The 16,985-nt window shown below is 44.5% G+C and carries 8 protein-coding genes and 1 pseudogene; 5 read left to right on the forward strand and 4 right to left on the reverse strand.

The features are described 5' to 3' along the window. Positions 1-80 precede the first annotated feature (80 nt). The gene (locus tag QUA02_RS27340) at positions 81-1,274 is read right to left on the reverse strand and encodes an NAD(P)/FAD-dependent oxidoreductase (RefSeq protein ID WP_333032474.1); all 1,194 of its coding nucleotides are present in this window, start codon (positions 1,272-1,274) and stop codon (positions 81-83) included. Between the two features lie 510 nt (positions 1,275-1,784). Between QUA02_RS27340 and QUA02_RS27345 the strand changes: the two genes are divergently transcribed. After that, a complete protein-coding gene (locus QUA02_RS27345) occupies positions 1,785-4,847 on the forward strand; it encodes a PAS domain-containing sensor histidine kinase (RefSeq protein WP_333032476.1) in 3,063 nt (1,020 codons plus the stop codon). A 189-nt stretch (positions 4,848-5,036) separates the two neighbouring features. Beyond that, positions 5,037-5,459 (forward strand): thiol-disulfide oxidoreductase DCC family protein, encoded by a 423-nt coding sequence (locus QUA02_RS27350; protein ID WP_333032478.1) that lies wholly within the window; start codon positions 5,037-5,039, stop codon positions 5,457-5,459. 61 nt (positions 5,460-5,520) lie between these two features. Here QUA02_RS27350 and QUA02_RS27355 read toward each other — a convergent pair whose 3' ends face one another. The 3 genes from QUA02_RS27355 to QUA02_RS27365 form a co-directional block, all read right to left on the reverse strand. Beyond that, entirely contained in the window at positions 5,521-5,952 is a 432-nt protein-coding gene (locus QUA02_RS27355; protein ID WP_333032479.1) for a Tery_1686 family protein, read from the reverse strand. 330 nt (positions 5,953-6,282) lie between these two features. Then, positions 6,283-11,823: a trifunctional serine/threonine-protein kinase/ATP-binding protein/sensor histidine kinase gene (locus QUA02_RS27360; protein WP_333032481.1), complete on the reverse strand. Its 5,541-nt coding sequence runs from the start codon at positions 11,821-11,823 to the stop codon at positions 6,283-6,285. 199 nt (positions 11,824-12,022) lie between these two features. After that, positions 12,023-14,410 carry a GAF domain-containing protein gene (locus QUA02_RS27365; protein WP_333032484.1) on the reverse strand — a complete coding sequence of 796 codons (2,388 nt, stop codon included), beginning with the start codon at positions 14,408-14,410 and terminating at the stop codon, positions 12,023-12,025. Between the two features lie 537 nt (positions 14,411-14,947). Here QUA02_RS27365 and QUA02_RS27370 point away from each other — a divergent pair. From QUA02_RS27370 to QUA02_RS27380, 3 genes and pseudogenes are all read left to right on the forward strand, one after another. Then, the gene (locus tag QUA02_RS27370; RefSeq protein WP_333032486.1) at positions 14,948-15,727 is read left to right on the forward strand and encodes a calcium-binding protein; all 780 of its coding nucleotides are present in this window, start codon (positions 14,948-14,950) and stop codon (positions 15,725-15,727) included. Between the two features lie 163 nt (positions 15,728-15,890). Further along, positions 15,891-16,496 carry a Uma2 family endonuclease gene (locus QUA02_RS27375; RefSeq protein ID WP_333032488.1) on the forward strand — a complete coding sequence of 202 codons (606 nt, stop codon included), beginning with the start codon at positions 15,891-15,893 and terminating at the stop codon, positions 16,494-16,496. Between the two features lie 161 nt (positions 16,497-16,657). Then, a pseudogene (locus tag QUA02_RS27380) lies at positions 16,658-16,985 on the forward strand (hypothetical protein); the annotation flags it as partial.

Raw genomic sequence — 16,985 nt, forward strand, 5'->3', positions numbered from 1 at the left:
AGATGCCCATTCCACAAGAACATTGAATTTTTGTGGAACAGGCATCTTGCCTGTTGCCGATCTATTTGAAGAAGCATCGATTAACTTTTCAGCAGTTCTTGAATGGGTTTGCTAATCCAATTGAAACCAACTTTTACTTGATGTTCAAATGTTGGCATGCGATAGAGATAAGCTAAACGGCGAGCAATGTGGGCTAGTTGTCCGTCGAGTTTAATTCCTAAACCGGCAAGGGTGGCGCTGTCAATTCCTAATGTCATCATTTCTCCTAGCTGCTGATAGCGGAAAGGAAGTAATGGGCGGCCGGTGAGGGATGCCCAAATGTTCCAGGCGGTGTAGTCAGCTTGCTGGAAGGCTGTTTGGGCTGTTGCGGGGACTTTTTGACCTGTTGCATCGTGACATTCTGCTAAGTCTCCCAAGGCAAATATGTCTGGATGGTCGATAATTTGCAATGTCGGATTGACTGTTAATTGACCGCGGCGGTTTTGTTTGAGGGGTAGCGATCGCACTGCTTGACTAACTTGAGTTCCTACTGTCCACAGCACTATGTCTACGGGGAGAACATCTAATTGTCCTTTGTAAAGTAAGGATATTGTGTCGGCTTCGATCGCCTCTACGACTGTTTCTAAGTCGATCCACACTTTCCGTTTTTCTAAAGCTTTGCTTGCGGCTTGGCGGTTGAACTCCGGCGATGTCTGCAGAATCATGTCGCTTTGCTCGACTAACCGCACGCGACCTTTGTCTCCGAGTCGATCGGCTAATTTACAAGCTAATTCTACTCCCGAATAACCGGCGCCGACGATCGCAACCCGAATTTTGTCGGTGTTGCTGGCTTCTAAAAACCGCAGTCTTTCTTCTAAGCGGTAGGCGTCGTCGAGGCTGCGGAACGAGTAAGCGTATTCAACGGCACCCTTGACCATATCTAGGGGGGTTTCGCCGCCTAAAGCTAAAACTAGGCGATCGCACGGAATTTCTGGCCCGTCGTGCAACTGCACTCGCTTTTCCTCCACATCGATGCCGGAGACAGTACCTTGACAAAAGCGCACACCTGTGTTTTGCAAGACTTCGGCAAACGGTGGGGCAATTTCCCAGGTTTGGAGTTCGCCGGTCAAAAGTTCGTACAGCAGGGGAACGAACAAAAATCGATCGCGGCGGTCAACTAAGACAATTTCGGGTTTTTCGGTTGGGGAGAAGGGTAACTGACTCAAGCGCAGGGCTGTGTAGAGTCCGCCGAAGCCTCCGCCGAGAATGCAAATCCGGGGTTGTTGTTGAGTCATGGTGTTTTGTTTGAGGGGCGATCGGTAGCAAGGCAACTTATCTTATTGTAACGAGAGTGGGGGAGTGGGGGAGTGAGAGAGTAGGAGAGTGGGAGAGGGGGAGAGGGGAAGTGGGAGAGTGGCGTGGGAAAATCTTCCCTCTTTGCCTCAAACCTCAACATCCATCCGTTAAATCCGTTAAACTCACATTTTGCACCATTCTCGCTTAACAGGTTTTCGGGCGTCTTCCACAAAGAATGAATTTTTTGTGGGGTGGGATTTTCTAGCCCGCCCCTAAAAGCCTTATTGAGAATGGTGCAACATCCATCCGTTAAATCCGTTGCCGAACAGTTTTCTACATTTCTAGCCTTGATTAGCTTTACCTATTAACCACCCTCAAATTTTCTGAATGTTCGCAGAACTAATTTTGTACTATATTAGTTTATAACGAATTTTTTCGGAAATTAAATTTACTTTTTATAGGGTCATCTACTCTAACACTTGCTTTCGCACTCACAAGTGAAAAAAATCATGCAAATTTCCTCCAATTCTTCTAAATTTAAGAACGGCGATCGCAATAACGAAGACGGCTCATCTTTGCTAAGCAGCGAAGAAAAATATAAAAATTTAGTAGCTAATATTCCCGGTGCTGTCTACCGCTGTACCTGCGACTGTACGAGCCCCGACGGGGAATTAACACGGACAATGGCGTTTTTGAGCGATGCCGTTCAAGAAATATCAGGCTATCCATCTTCTGATTTTATCAACGATCGCGTCCGTTCTTTTTCCAGCATTATCCATCCTCAAGACCGCAAAAATGTGGATGCTGCTGTCAAACAAAGTGTAGCAACTAGAACTCCGTACATCCTTGAATACCGCATTGTCCGGGCTGACGGCGAAATTAGCTGGGTTTACGAAAAAGGTCAAGCTGTTGGCTGCGAGGCTGATGACGCAGGAAGACAAGGGGAAATTGAGGGATTTTTGTCGGCTGTGGTTTCGCCTGTTTCGCCGATCGCAAATTCTCTGTCTCGGGTTGTTTATTTCGACGGAGTGATTTTGGATATTACGGAGCAAAAACGAGCTGAGGAAAACCTGCGAAACACTCAAGATTTTCTGAATGCGGTACTGCAAAATCTGCCGATTAGCGTCTTTATTAAAGATGCTGTAGAACAAAAATTTATTTATTGGAATACTGCTAGCGAGGAATTGTTTGGCTATTCCAGCGATGAAGTGCTCTTAAACAATGCTGCTGACTTGTTGGAGTCAGATCATGCCAATTACTTGCAAGCACAAGATTTAGAAGTGCTGGCAACGAGAAAAGGCGTCGATTTGCCAGAACAAACTATCGAACTTCCGCACCGGGGAAAGCGGATTTTGCACGCGAAAAAAGTTCCTTTGTTTGACGATTCGGGCGCGCCTAAGTACATTCTGGGTATTGCTGAAGATATTACGGAAAGCAAAAAAACTGAAACAGAATTGTCGCGCTTGGCCATTGTGGCTCAAAAAACGCAAAATGGTGTGATTATTACTGATGCTCAAGGCTGCATTGAATGGGTGAATGAAGGATTTACTCGGATTAGCGGTTATGTGCTGGCAGAAATACAGGGAAAAAAACCGGGTGATGTACTGCAAGGCCCTCAAACAGACCCACGAACTATTGCTCAACTGCGATCGGCTTTGGACACCGGCGAGCCGTTTAATCAGGAAATTTACAATTACAAGAAGAATGGAAAGGGTTATTGGGTGGCGCTTTCGATCGCCCCAATTTATCGAGAAACTGGAGAACTCGAAGGTTTTATTGCGGTGGAAACTGATATTACCGATCGCAAACAAGCTACTGAATCTGTCAGGGAAAGCGAGAGTTATTACCGCTGCATAGTTGAGACGGCTTCGGAGGGCGTTTGGATGTTTGACAGCGAAAGTATCACGACTTTTGCTAACTCTCGGATGGCTGAAATGCTGGGTTATACTGTGGAGGAAATGCTGGGGCGATCGCTATTTGAGTTTATTGACGGAGAGTCTAGGGAAATAGCTGAAAGTTATGTCCAGCGCAGGCGGGAAGGCATTCGCGAACGCCACGATTTTAAGTTTACTCGGAAAGACGGATCTCACTTGTGGGCGATCGTGTCGGCGACGCCGATGTTCGACGGTGAGGGCAATTTTTCCGGGGTTTTGCGGATGATTACTGATATTAGCGATCGCAAACAAGCCGAAGCAGAATTGCGCCAAACTCTCAAAGAGTTGGAATTTGAAAAATTTGCTTTGGATCAATCGGCAATTGTCTCGAATACCGACGAATTCGGAGCAATTACCTATGTCAACGATCAATTTTGCGAACTATTGAAATATTCCCGAGAAGAACTGATCGGCAAAACCCACAGACTTGTCAATTCTGGCTATCACCCAGCAGATTTTTTCAAGCAGCTTTGGTCAACCATCCGCCAGGGAAAGGTTTGGCGGGGAGAAATGAAAAATCAAGCTAAAGACGGCACATTATTCTGGTTGGATACTACGATTGTACCTTGCTTAAATACCAGCGGAGAACCCCATCAATATGTAGCAATTCGCAAAGATATTACCAAGCGCAAACACGCCGAAGAAGCGGTGCAGCTTTCCGAAAGTCAATTGAGGAGTAAGAATCAAGAATTGGCGAAGGCCCTGCGGGACGTGCATAAAACTCAAAGCATGATGGTTCAAAATGAAAAAATGGTAAGTTTGGGGCAATTAGTAGCTGGCGTCGCTCACGAAATTAACAATCCAGTTAGCTTTATTTACGGCAACGTCATGCACGCTAACGATTACTTTAAAGACTTGCTAAAAATGCTGCAACTTTACCAGCAGGAATACCCGCAGCCAGCAGCGGCAATTCAACAAGAGATAGAAGAGATAGATTTGAATTTTATGCTCACAGATTTGCCGAAACTGTTAAATTCGATGAAAATGGGAGCAGAGCGAATTCGCCAAATTGTGCTGTCGCTGAAGAATTTCTCGCGCTTGGATGAAGCCGAACAAAAGCAGGTGGATATTCACGAAGGGATTGAAAGCACTTTGTTGATTTTGCAGCACAGGTTGAAAGAAACCGCAGGGCATCCTAAAATTGTGCTGCTCAAAGAGTTCGGCACTTTGCCCCGCGTACAGTGTTATGCAGGACAGTTGAATCAAGTTTTTATGAATATTATCGGCAATGCAATTGATGCTTTGGAAGAGGCTATGGAAACCGGAAATTGGGCGGAGGGGGAACTGGCGCCTATTCCTTATTGTCCTTCGCCGACACTGCGGATTTGTACGGGTGTAAAATACGAACAAGATGGTTTGAGGCAGGCAGATTCTGCTGTTTCTGATGCGTCGATTCGGCATCCTTCTCATATTGTGATTCGGATTGCTGACAACGGGCCGGGGATTCCGATAGATGTTCATCAAAGGCTGTTCGATCCGTTTTTTACTACGAAAGAACCGGGTAAAGGTACTGGTTTGGGACTGTCGATTAGCTATCAAATTGTGGTGGAAAAGCACGGCGGGCAGCTTAAATGCGATTCTGCACCGGGTCAAGGTACGGAATTTGCGATCGAGATTCCTGTAGTCAGCAGTCAGTAGTCAGCAGTCATTAGTCATTAGTCAGTTGGCAGTAGTCAGTAGTCAGTAGTCAGTGGTCATTAGTTAACAGTCAACAGTTAACAGTCAACAGTCAACAGTCAACAGCTAACAGTCAACAGTCAACAGTCAACAGCTAACAGTCAACAGCTAACAGTCAACAGTCAACAGTCAACAGTCAACAGTCAACTAATGAAATATAACGTAATTTACGACGGCAATTGCAATCTCTGCGTTACCTTGGTGCAGTTACTAGAAAACTTAGACCAAGGCAAGAATTTTGAGTATATTTCCATGCAAGATTTAGAGGAATTAAAGCGTTTTGGGATAACTTCTGGCGACTGCGAAATGGGGATGATTTTGATAGATGCGGACAATCCAGAACGGCGCTGGCAGGGCAGCGATGCGGCGGAGGAAATCGGGCGGATACTGCCTGCTGGCGAGTTGTTTGTGGCTGCTTACCGGGCAATGCCGGGGATGAAGTGGATGGGCGATCGCGTGTACGAACAAGTCCGCGATAACCGCTATACTTTGTTTGGCAAGCGATCGACAACTTACAAATCTGTTTATGCAGTTGGCTGTAGGTCGATCGACAATTGCGATAATCAGGACTAATACCAAATCCAGCTTATTTCTTAGTCCGCTTGGAGTGGACTTCGTGTGACAAGAAGCGATTTCAATCGCCGAGTGATTGATTAAACAAATCAAAAATCTGCTGGCAAAAGTGTTTGAGTTTTTCCGCCGACTCCGCAGCGGGTTCGGTTTGACCGAGAAAACTCCAATTTTCCACGGTGGAAAAGCGCCACTGCTGACCGGTATGATCGTAACCGGCCGCCTCAACCCCGATCGCCCGCCGAGATCCTTCCACCGGATCTTGGTAAAATCGGATTTGAATCAAGATGCTGCGGCTTTGCAGCAAGCGACTTCTACCGGGGAAATGGAAGCCAATGTCGATCGAATCTGGATCTACAAGTTCCCTGGTATCCTGGTCATTCATCCAAGGCTTCAAATCGACTTTCGCATCCGGGAATTCGGACTTGAATAAATTAACAACAGCAGCAATTTTGCTGGCTAATTCTATATTTATAGCTTGTTCGGCAGCGTTCACTCTAAAAACTCCTATCAAATAAAGTTATTACACGATTTAGCTAATAATGTAACTGCATACTGCCGAATATAAACTGTGAATAGCGGACTTTTTCAGAGATAATTAGACATTGACAAATTTTTAAATTTATGTTATGGACTCTTAGTCTCTTAGAGAGGGACTTCGTTCGTGTAGACGCGGTTTCAACCGCCGAGGGCGTGTTTGATTGCCCCGGAGATCCCCCTAAATCCCCCTTAAAAAGGGGGACTTTGAGAATGCTCTTGTCCCCCCCTTATTAAGGGGGGTTAGGGGGGATCTCCGGGTTTCAAAACACGCCCTATTCCCATCATCTTAATCCAACGGCAGGGCGATCGTAAATTCCGTACCTTCTCCCAGCACCGATTCGCAACTCAGTTTACCGCCGTGGGTTTCTTCCACAATTTGCTTGCTGATAGACAACCCCAAACCCGTACCTTTTCCTACTCCTTTGGTAGTAAATAAATGGTCAAATATTTTAGATTTGACCTCCGATGACATCCCTTGACCGTTATCTTTGATTTTAATCACCACGCTTTGGTTATCCTCGGAGACATGAGTAATAATGGCGATCGTATTCGGTAAAGCTTGAATTTCAGCGTAAGTGCGGCCCTGATTAGATTCCTCAAAACAGTCGATCGCATTTGCCAACAAATTCATAAATACCTGATTCAGTTGCCCAAAATAACATTTAACTGGCGGGATATTTCCGTATTCTTTGATAATTTTAATCGCGGGGCGAGTATCTTGAGCTTTCAGGCGATACTGTAAAATCATCAAAGTGCTGTCGATGCCCTCATGAATATTTGCTGAGACTTTATTCGCACAGTCAGCGCGGGAAAAAATACGCAAAGACGTGCTAATATTGCGGATGCGCTCTGTACCTGATTTCATAGATAAAAGCATTTTTGGCAAATCTTCCACCAAATATTCTAAATCAATCTCCGATGCTTTATCCTCTAATTCATCTCCAGGATTAGGAAATTTTTCTTGGTAAAGTTGCAAGTAATCAATCAAATCTAAGCTGGCCTCAGCAGCAGCATCAATATTACCCGCGATAAAACCGAGCGGATTGTTAATTTCGTGAGCAACCCCTGCAATCAAATTGCCCAGAGCCGACATTTTTTCGCTTTGAATCAGTTGCAGTTGCGCCTGTTGCAGTTCATTGAAAGATTTTTCTAACTGTTGAGATTTCTCTTGCTCCCGCGCGTACAAACCAGCATTTTCTACGGCAATAGCAACTTGAGAAATTAACACTTTGAATACTTCTACTCTTTCTGCTGTAAAAGCTCCTACCGTCACAGCATTTTCTAGATAAATTATTCCGCGCCGCTGAGATTGATAAATCATCGGCAAACAGAGAATTGATTTTGGTTGAGATTTCTGAATGTAGGTGTCCACCTTAAAAGGTTCGGCGACAGTCGCATTGTCTAAAACCAGATGCTTTTGACTGCGGTGTACGTAATTAATCACAGACAGGGGTACATCTTGACGATTTTCTACGGGAATAGACGGTAAAAGTGTCACTTTATCCTCCGCAAAACTGCCAGTAGCTTCTATGCAGAGGATATCCTTTTTCAGCAGCAGCAGCACGACTTTTTGAGCCGCCGCATTTTCTAAAATAATTTTGATTAATTTTGTCAACAATTTTTCAAGAACAATTTCACCGTTAAGGGCTTCCGCCGACTTAATAAAAGTAGCTAAGTCTAAGAAATCGCCTAAACTACCACTGGTAGTATTTCCCATAGTTGTGCGGTTGACATCGAGGGTTGAGGTTTGAATTGTGCGCGTCTGTGCTGCTAAGAAAGGATGTGTTGACTCTAAGTCTTTAACTTTAGCTGTGGCTCCCCAATTGATATATCCATAATAGGCTTTAGTCAGATATGCTTGAAAAACTACCTCTTTACCCAAAGCTTGATAAAATTCTCCTGCTAATTCATAGGCTAATGCTTCCTCTTGAATGTAACCGTTTTTGGCAGCTCCAGAAATTGCGCGATCGTACAAATCCATTGCTTCGGTATTTTTCCCCAACACTCGCGCTTTCTCGGCTGCTACCAAGTCGTATTTGTGTTGATAATTCATCGGAGCGTCAACTGCCCATTTTTTCATCTTTTTTTGGTTTCGCAGCACTTTTTTCAGATATTGCTTTTGCTCCCATTTCTCAGCTTGGGGATACAAAGCGAGAAGACTGAGAGAGGAGTAAAAATTATTCAGGGAAACTACATAAAATCCAGCTACGGCTTCTTCATATTTTTCAAATAACCTTGAATTTTCTAAGGCTTCCGCGTAGTTTCTGAAGATAAAATTAAGCTGAGTTTTGGCATGATAAACCAAACTCACTAAAAAAAAGTTTTTAGCTTCTATTAAAACGGGGAGCGTTTTGACTTCATTAAATTTATCACCGACTAAATGGCAGGGTTCGACAGCTTGACCGCGCAAATTGAGGGTTGTCTGCCTGCCTATACTTAGATACTGTACAGCCATTTCTAGTTGAGATTGCTGCATTATTTTCATATATTTGCCAGTCTCCTGATCCACCAAATCTAGAGGCTCTCCTACCGACATTTTTTTGAAGCAATATTGACCTATACAATAACTCGCATACTCCAATTCTCCAGTTTCCATCCCTGTTTGAAAACCTTCTTTGAGAACGCTTAATCCTGAGTTAAGCTCGGTTTTCCAGTGTAGAATAAAACAACCCAAGAGTGTATAAACTCTACTTTTCATTGAACGGGATGGAAATTTGTCTAACATCCTAATGGCCAGTTGACCGCATTGGTATGCCAAACTAATGTCCCCTAGCCGGCACATAACTACGCCATAATAAAGGTAGGCAATACTTGCATAAGGCGAATTGCCATATTTAATGCACAGGTTGACCATCCTAAATGCCAGCAGCGGTACCAGGCGGGGTTTTCCCTGAACAGCAGTGCTGATAATTCCTGATAAAATCCGCATGGCTGCTTGTTGATTGGGATCTGTCATTTCTGGCAAGTTAGCTAAATCCTCAATTCGTTTCAACCCCAAGCTCAGTTTTGTCTTCATCAGTCCCGCCACAAGATTTAGCGCGTTGGGGTTTTGAGGAAAAGAAATGCCTAACAGTTTCAGCACTTCCAGTCCTGTATTTAGTGCTTCTACAAGTCTAATTTGAGCATTGTAAGACTGGATTTGAAGTTCATAAACATTCATTTTGTCCAGTAAATTCTTAGCTTTTTCCAGTACGATATCGACCAGTTTTTTTGAATCTTCATAGTTGATGTTTAAGTATTCAGCTTCTGCTGTTGACTCGTAAATTGCTAACGTTAAGTCATAGTGGCTTTGCCAAGAATCCGCTGGCAATAATTCCATAGCCACCCGCAAATACTTAACAGCAGCTTCATAAGCACTCGCGGCTTTTGCCTTGCGTCCAGCCGTTAAATTTAATCTTGCTAAATCAATCTTTGCGACTGGCTGGCTAATCGTGTCAATTCCGACATTCAACTGATTGACAATATCAAAGATGTTTTCTTCGAGCTTTTCGGGTGGAGTATTATGTAACAGTAATTGACCGATTTTTAAATGGGTGGATTGCTTTTGGTCTTCGGGAATTAGCGAATATGCGGCTTGCTGAACGCGATCGTGCAAAAATTTGTAACTAACCCGCGAAGTATCTAATTTGAGGTTAATTGATTCGGCTCGATTGAAAACTAAAGGAATCCGATAAGCATCGCTCAAGGGCAGAATTAACCCTGCTTGCAAAGCTGAATAAAGTTCAGTGGCTGTAGTATTAGCTGACTCTTCTCTGACAAGTGACAGCACATCTAGAGCAAATTTATCCCCCACACAAGCTGCTAATTTCAACATTTGTTGCGTGGCTGCGGGGAGTTTTTCAATGCGGCTGGCTACCAGTTCCACCACACTTTTATCGGTAATTCCAATGGCTTGAATTTCATCGATACTCCAATTCCAGCCCCCTTTACCTTCTTCATTGGTAACGGGAGATATCATGGGACTAAAGTCATATTTTAAAAGATTTTCTTGATAAAGTGCTTGGAGTAGTTGCGTCAAGAAAAAAGGATTTCCGCCAGTTTTATTGCAGATTAACTCTGCTAGATTATTTACTTTTTCTATGCGACTGTTAAGTGTTTCAGCGATTAATTCAATCACATTGTCTAAATCCAGCGGTTGCAGCACGATATTGTTGACAACCGTACCCGTCTTTTCAATCTCTTCTACAGTCTGAATTAAGGGGTGGGTCGGACTAACTTCATTGTCTCGATAGGCACCGATTAGCAACAAATATTGCTGGTCAGGGTCAGTTATCAGTATTTGCATCAACTTTAATGTTGCTGAATCTGCCCACTGCAAATCGTCTAAAAAAATCACTAGCGGGTGTTCTTTTTGCGCGAAAACGCGAATAAATTCTTTGAATACTCGATTGAAGCGATTTTGCGATTCTACAGGGCCGATTTCTGGGACTTCTGGCTGTTTGCCAACGATTAATTCAAGTTCAGGAATTACATCGGCAATTACTTTACCATTTGTTCCTAAAGCTGTTAAAATTTTAGTGCGCCATGTTTCTATAGAAACAGCGCTTTCTGTTAGCAACTGGCGCAGGAGCGAGTTAAATGCTTGAATCAATGATGCGTAAGGAATATTTCGTTTTAATTGGTCAAATTTGCCGCTAATGAAGTAACCTTTAGAGCGAGTAATTGGTTTGCTAACTTCATTAACTACTGCTGATTTACCGATACCAGAATAACCAGATACTAGCATCAGTTCATTTGTGCCGGATGGGGGCAACTTGTCTTGAAAAGTGGTTGAGCTTTCTAAGGAATTGTGAGTTAAACCCCCGCCTACTCGTTCAAATGCTGCTAATAGTTGGTTGACTTGATTTTCCCGACCGTACAATTTCTGGGGAATTAATAACTGACTGAGAATATCTAAGCGTCCGGGGGTAAAATCGGAAACTTTGCCAGTCGTTTCTAACTGATGCAAACAAATTTCTAAATCTGCTAACAACCCGGCTGCACTTTGATATCTATCTTCGGCATTTTTTGCCATCAATTTCATCACTATCTCTGAGATTGCGGCGGGAACTTGTGAATTCAACTGATGCGGTGAAATTGGTTGTCTGGCGATGTGGCTGTAAACTATTTCTAAGGGGTCACTGCTGGCGAAAGGCAGTTTACCTGTCAGCATTTCATACAAGGTAATTCCGAGAGAATAAAAGTCGGTGCGGTAGTCGAGGGTGCGGTTCATTCTCCCGGTTTGTTCGGGAGACATATAAGCTAATGTGCCTTCGACGGAGTTGGGATTGTTAAATTGCGGGTTTTCTTTGTTCAGTTTTGTGGCAATGCCGAAGTCGGTGATTTTTACTTGTTTAGTTTGCGAGTTAATTATGATATTGCTGGGTTTTATGTCTTTGTGAATAATCTGATTTTGATGCAGGTATTCTAAGGCTTTGACGATTTGGACGGCGATGTTTAAAATTTCGTGAAGCGAAGCCATCCCGTTCCCCGCAGGGGTTCCCGTTCCCCGTAGGGGTTCCCGTAGGGTAGGGTAGGGAATCGCACTCAGCCTTTGTTTATCGAGCACTTGTCCGAGAGATTCCCCGCCAAAATCTTCTAAAACCAGTCCTAATCGGTGGTCAAAGGTTTCGAGACTGATGGCTTTAACGATGTGTTTGCTATCTAAATTTTTGCGGATTTGATATTCGTGTTTGAGGCGGGTAATGGCTTCGAGTGTCGGATATTCGGCTTTCAGGAATTTAAGAATTGTTGCTGACCGATAAGTTGGTGTCTGTCCGCGATAGATAATTGTTTCGACACCTTCGTGCAGAATAGAGTCGATGCGGTATTCAGAGAAAGTTAACATAAGTTAATTTTTAATTAAACAGGATCTAATTTTCATTACTATAACATTAAGTTACCTGGGCTGTGTGTGATCCCGATCGTGTATTTTAAAATCGCGCCTCACAAGTAAAATACACCAAATATGGGCGCTTTAAGTTTGGAGTTGCGCGTTGCGAGTCAATATGCAACTCCAAACTAAAATAAATTTTCAAGGCTGATTTTCAATCGTTTACTACCGTAACTTCACTGACATGAATAATTGATTCGGGTTCCGGTAAAATACGGACGCGGGCGAATTTTAAACCGCTGACTCCTTGCAGTGATTCTACCATGCCCGTCTGAACTTTTGGCTCAACCCAACCTTCGCGAGACAAGTAGCGCAAGTATTGCTGGTACTCTTCCCACTCGTCTTCGGCTGAATAAACTACCGTTAACATTCCTGGCTGGGTAATTCGTTCTTGTACGTCTTTGTCAACGGCTTTTTCGATCCGCTTTTTGACAAGTTCGTAGCGGATGTCGCGAGTGCCTTTGACATCAAACATTTTTTCGGTGTTTTCGTTGTGAAAAATGTCGATCGTGGTATTCTGCACTAAGACTAAATGTGCGAGTTCCATGTTAATTTGAGACTCGGCTTGCAGGCGAAAAACTGTGCGGCCGCAGTCGCAAATTGCTCGCAGTTGTTCGTACCGCAAACTGTGCAGGTGAAACTGGCTGAATTTGGGGTCGATCGACTTTCCTACATAAATCATGTGATCGATGCCGTCGGTGCATTCGATGTCGCAGTAGTGGGGGAGAATTAGCTGCATTTTTTCTTGCCAGCGGGCCCAGGTTTCTTGGAGTTTTGTGCCGATTAGGTTCAGCATTTGGTCGTAGCGGGTGCGATCGCTGTAAACGCAGTTGTGTTCGTTTTCACAAGCTTCTCGGTAAGCTTCAACTGCTTCCTGAACTTTCGGGCTGCACTGTACGAAATAGTCAAAATATACTTCCAAATGTTCGCTCAAATACTCCGCAGCCCGTACTTCCATATCGACTGTTACTTTTTCTTTTAAATGCTGGATGTAGTCGAGCAAGTCGAGCCGCAGTTGCTCGCCGAGGTGGGTAGTTTGTGTTTGGCAAACGGCATCGGCTATGGCTAAACCTAAGCGGAATTGTTCGAGCAAATCAGTTTGAATGGCTCGGTTTCTTTCGTCGCTAGAACCGCGAATGTCCGAAATTCCGTACAGCGGATGAACGTCAGCAAATACGATTGTTTCTGGGGGCAGTCCCCAACTTCGCCTTTCTGCTTCTTGGGCGAACCGCCACTCGACTGCGGGGTGGATGTTGTGAATGTGGGTAAACCGCTCTTGGATTGCTTGCCGCAGGGCTGCAATGAAGGCGGGAATGAGTTCTTGGGCGTGTTGAGCGTCAATGCCGTTGAAGTGGTTGGGCCGATCGCACAACAGCCCCACGACGCCCAAAATCCGCTGCCCGCACCCCTCGCGGGTGACAGATTTAACTACCAGCGGTATCAGCAGCATCGATCGAGTGCCCATTTTCCGCAAAGTTCGATCGCACTCGGTTTCGCACTCCCTCCGCAAGTCTGGCACGTTCCAAACTTGATTTGCTGCTGTGGCTTTCAAAAAGTGAGAAGCTTCTAGGGAGTTCATTGAATAAAGAATCGGCTGCAAATGTTTGCCGTCTTTTGGAACTAATAGCTGTACCTGGTCGCCCTCGGGGCGCAGCAGCAAAGTGCCGTCAGCATTGAAGAGCGATCGCAAACACCGATCGATTCTCTCAAATTTGTCCGGCCGCAGCATCGAATCTCGATCGATCAATAACTGAGTCAGGCGCCGAATTTGCTCCTGCACGGTGACATCAAAACCTTCTAGCAGCAGCAAACCTTCTACGCGGTAATTATCCAACTGCAATCGATCGGCTAAATTTGCCAGTTGATTCGGCTGCATCAGCCAAGCTTCCCGTTCAGCAACAGGCATTAATTTTAAAGAAACATCCGCAAATTCATCTATTTTTGAGTCAATCCGATTAATTTTTAACTGTTCCGAACCCAGCCAAAATTCAATAAATCTGATTTGTCGGTGTTTGGGGTTTTTTACACTCGCGGTGACTGGTTCGTCGAGCACGCGCAAACTGTCGAGGTCAATTTGATAATATTGCTTAAATACCCAGTGCAAAAGGTGGCGGCGGTACAATTGTTCTGCTGTTTTGGCGTCCCAGTCCTCGAACAGTTCCAGCAGAGTGATGCCGGTTTCTGCAAACCAACCGTTAGTAGATTGAGTTGCCAAGGACGTTCCCTCCCAACCGGCCAAGCGACAAAATGCCGCGTTAGCATAACGCAGGGCAAAAGTTCCCGGTTCCATTACTGCGATTAAAACGCGGCGGTCGCCGAGAAATTGAAACAGTCGCTTTAAATCTTGTTTCCACGTTTTCAAGCGTTCAATTTCAGCAGATTGACTGGGTACTTGGCCGGCCAAAGCTTCCAGTAGCTGTTCTATACTTGGTTCGTTCGGCAGATTGTTACTGTCTTGCTCTGTTGGGGCGATATCTGTCGCTGGCAGTGATTTTACGGAGTTGTTGTGGTTTTGATGGGAAGACGATTTAGGAGTAGACATGAGTAAAACACCTGAAAGCAGTGGATTTTGCCAAAAATATTAGCGATCGGCGATTATGGCTGTGTAAAGAACTTAGATCCTGTTTGTAAAGTTTGTGTGTAGGTATCGGAAACTGGGTTTTTTCTCGGACGATGGGCCCAGGGACTTTTACTTTTATTCACACACAACCTCTCAGCCTCGACGTTATAGGTGATATTAACGTGTTTACCGCCTGGGGGGTAACACCCATTATAAGCGGTACGGAGTAGCGGATAGTGTCAGCAACTAATGCTATTTGACTCAGAGGCGAGATATATAGCAGGTTTGGGTTGAATGAGGCGTAGCCCTGGTAATTGGGAATTGGGAATTAGGAATTGGTAACTTATACGCTCGCGTAGCCGAAGTATTGGTAATTGTAATTGACTACAGACCCGCAGGTTGCTTGTCATTAATTGAGGAAATAAAAGTTGCCGCCAAAATCCAAAAATCCTTGCTATTTGGCAATGCAAGAATTAACATATATAATACAGCTAACAGGATTTTTGAAAGGACATATTTATGGCTTTAACGGTTAACAATCTCATCGGCGATCTAACGGGATTTCCTGTATTTGCTGGCGGGGGGGCGCGTTTTTTGGGATTCGCTACATCCGATGAAATTGACGTAGAGGATGGAAGTTTGTCGTCTTTTCCCTGGGGAGTTTGGGGACTCGACGGCAACGATACCATAGGAGGTTCGTCGGATTCCAACGAACGGCTGTTAGGAAATAACGGCAATGATGTTATCGGCGGTGGCGGCGGAAATGACATAATTTACGGCGGTAAAGATAACGATAGCGCGGATGGAAATGATGGCAACGACGTAGTTAGGGGCGACAGCGGAAATGACCTCATCTTCGGAGGGTTCGGGAACGATATCCTGCGGGGAGGGCAAGGAGACGACGATTTAGAGGGCAATGACGGCAACGATTTCTTAGCGGGCGATCGGGGAGTTGACGTGCTCACGGGAGGCCCCGGTGCTGATATATTTGTGCTCAGAAGCAACGAAGGATTTGGAGTCAATGGAGCCGATGTCATTACAGATTTTAGCTTTGACAATGGCGATCGCATCGGTTTGACTGACGGTTTAACAGAACTAGACCTTTTGTTTGAAGACGACAATCTAATCGCTTACGACAACGACGGATTTGTAAATGATATGGTGATTCTCAACCGAAGAGACGGACAGATTTTGGGAGTAGTTTTAAATGTGGATAACTTTGAACTTGTCGGTGCATTTGAACAAGCGAGTCCGTTTGCATTGGCAGTTAACGGTTCTCAATTCCAGTTTTTGGCTTAGTTATTTGTAGGGAATTAGGCGATCGCGCTATTTCCTGGTAGGGACACGGCAGTGCCGTGTCCCTACAGATATCGCTTGGCAGAATTGATATTAAAACAGTCCTCCATTTAGATAGTTTTTAGGCTAATCTAGAAGTAGCAAATCAAACTCGGGGAAAGTATAAATGACCGCTACAATTCACCCCCAATTAACTGCACTCCCGGAACAGCGGTTGATTTTGCCGCTATCACTGACTTGGGAGCAGTTCAAAGCTCTGGATTCCTTGCTAGAGTATACTCGCAGCGTTCGCTTGTCTTACCTGGACGGATATGTAGAAATTATGACACTTTCGCCGGAACACGAAACCATTAAATGCCTGCTGGCATTGCTGCTAGGTCAGTTTTTCTTAGAAAAAGATATTAGTTTTAGACCGACGGGTAGCGCTACACTTCAAGGGGAAACAAAAGGCAGCAGCAAGGAACCAGATTTATCTTACTACTTTGGCGAAGACCGACGGCAGCGAGAAACACCCGATTTGGCGATCGAAGTTGTTTTTACTAGCGGAACTATTAATAAACTGGAATACTACCGCAGATTTAACGTAGCGGAAGTTTGGTTTTGGGAAGACGGAGTGTTTGCTATTTACCAACTGAAATCGGAGGGTTACGATCGGGTTTCTCGGAGTATGCTGTTGCGGGATTTGGATATAGAATTGCTGGGGAGATGCCTGCAAATGTCGGAAGAAAAAGAAGCTTTGAAACTATTTCGGGATGCAGTTCGAGCTTCCTAATCTAGAATATCCACAAGTAAAATATGGCACAATTACGAAATGTACGAAATGTCATAAAAATCGCAATAATCTGAAAACATCCAGTATTTCTGGTTGGCGGACACTTCATTTTCATCTATACTATTCGGAGTATAAAAAATCTTACTCTTCAGCAATCACCTATGAATAGGGATTATTCGCGGTTTGATTCCCTCACCAGCATCCTAGCAGGAACGGTAACGGTAGCAGCAATAGTCGTTTTTGCACCAGCACCAGTTTTCGCAAAAACTCCCCAAGAAATTGCAAAATTTGCTGAATCTGTCACCGTTCGGATTGACAGATCAGATGAGCGTGGTGGGACTGGATTTATTATTGCAAAACAAGGTACAAACTACACTCTCCTGACAGCTAACCACGTTGTTGCAGATTCTAACCCACATTCCGCAGATGTGGGTGGAATTTTTTTATCAGTTGTGAAAAGTGGGAACCCCAAAGTTTTCCCGTTGAACT

The organism is Microcoleus pseudofavosus SVA1_A4 (assembly GCF_036700565.1).
Lineage (GTDB): Bacteria > Cyanobacteriota > Cyanobacteriia > Cyanobacteriales > Microcoleaceae > Microcoleus.

Excerpts from the sequence above, each read along its gene's own strand:
- QUA02_RS27340 (WP_333032474.1), bottom strand. The coding sequence starts at position 1,274 with ATGACTCAACAACAACCCCGGATTTGCATTCTCGGCGGAGGCTTCGGC.
- QUA02_RS27345 (WP_333032476.1), top strand. The coding sequence starts at position 1,785 with ATGCAAATTTCCTCCAATTCTTCTAAATTTAAGAACGGCGATCGCAAT.
- QUA02_RS27350 (WP_333032478.1), top strand. The coding sequence starts at position 5,037 with ATGAAATATAACGTAATTTACGACGGCAATTGCAATCTCTGCGTTACC.
- QUA02_RS27360 (WP_333032481.1), bottom strand. The coding sequence starts at position 11,823 with ATGTTAACTTTCTCTGAATACCGCATCGACTCTATTCTGCACGAAGGT.
- QUA02_RS27365 (WP_333032484.1), bottom strand. The coding sequence starts at position 14,410 with ATGTCTACTCCTAAATCGTCTTCCCATCAAAACCACAACAACTCCGTA.
- QUA02_RS27370 (WP_333032486.1), top strand. The coding sequence starts at position 14,948 with ATGGCTTTAACGGTTAACAATCTCATCGGCGATCTAACGGGATTTCCT.
- QUA02_RS27375 (WP_333032488.1), top strand. The coding sequence starts at position 15,891 with ATGACCGCTACAATTCACCCCCAATTAACTGCACTCCCGGAACAGCGG.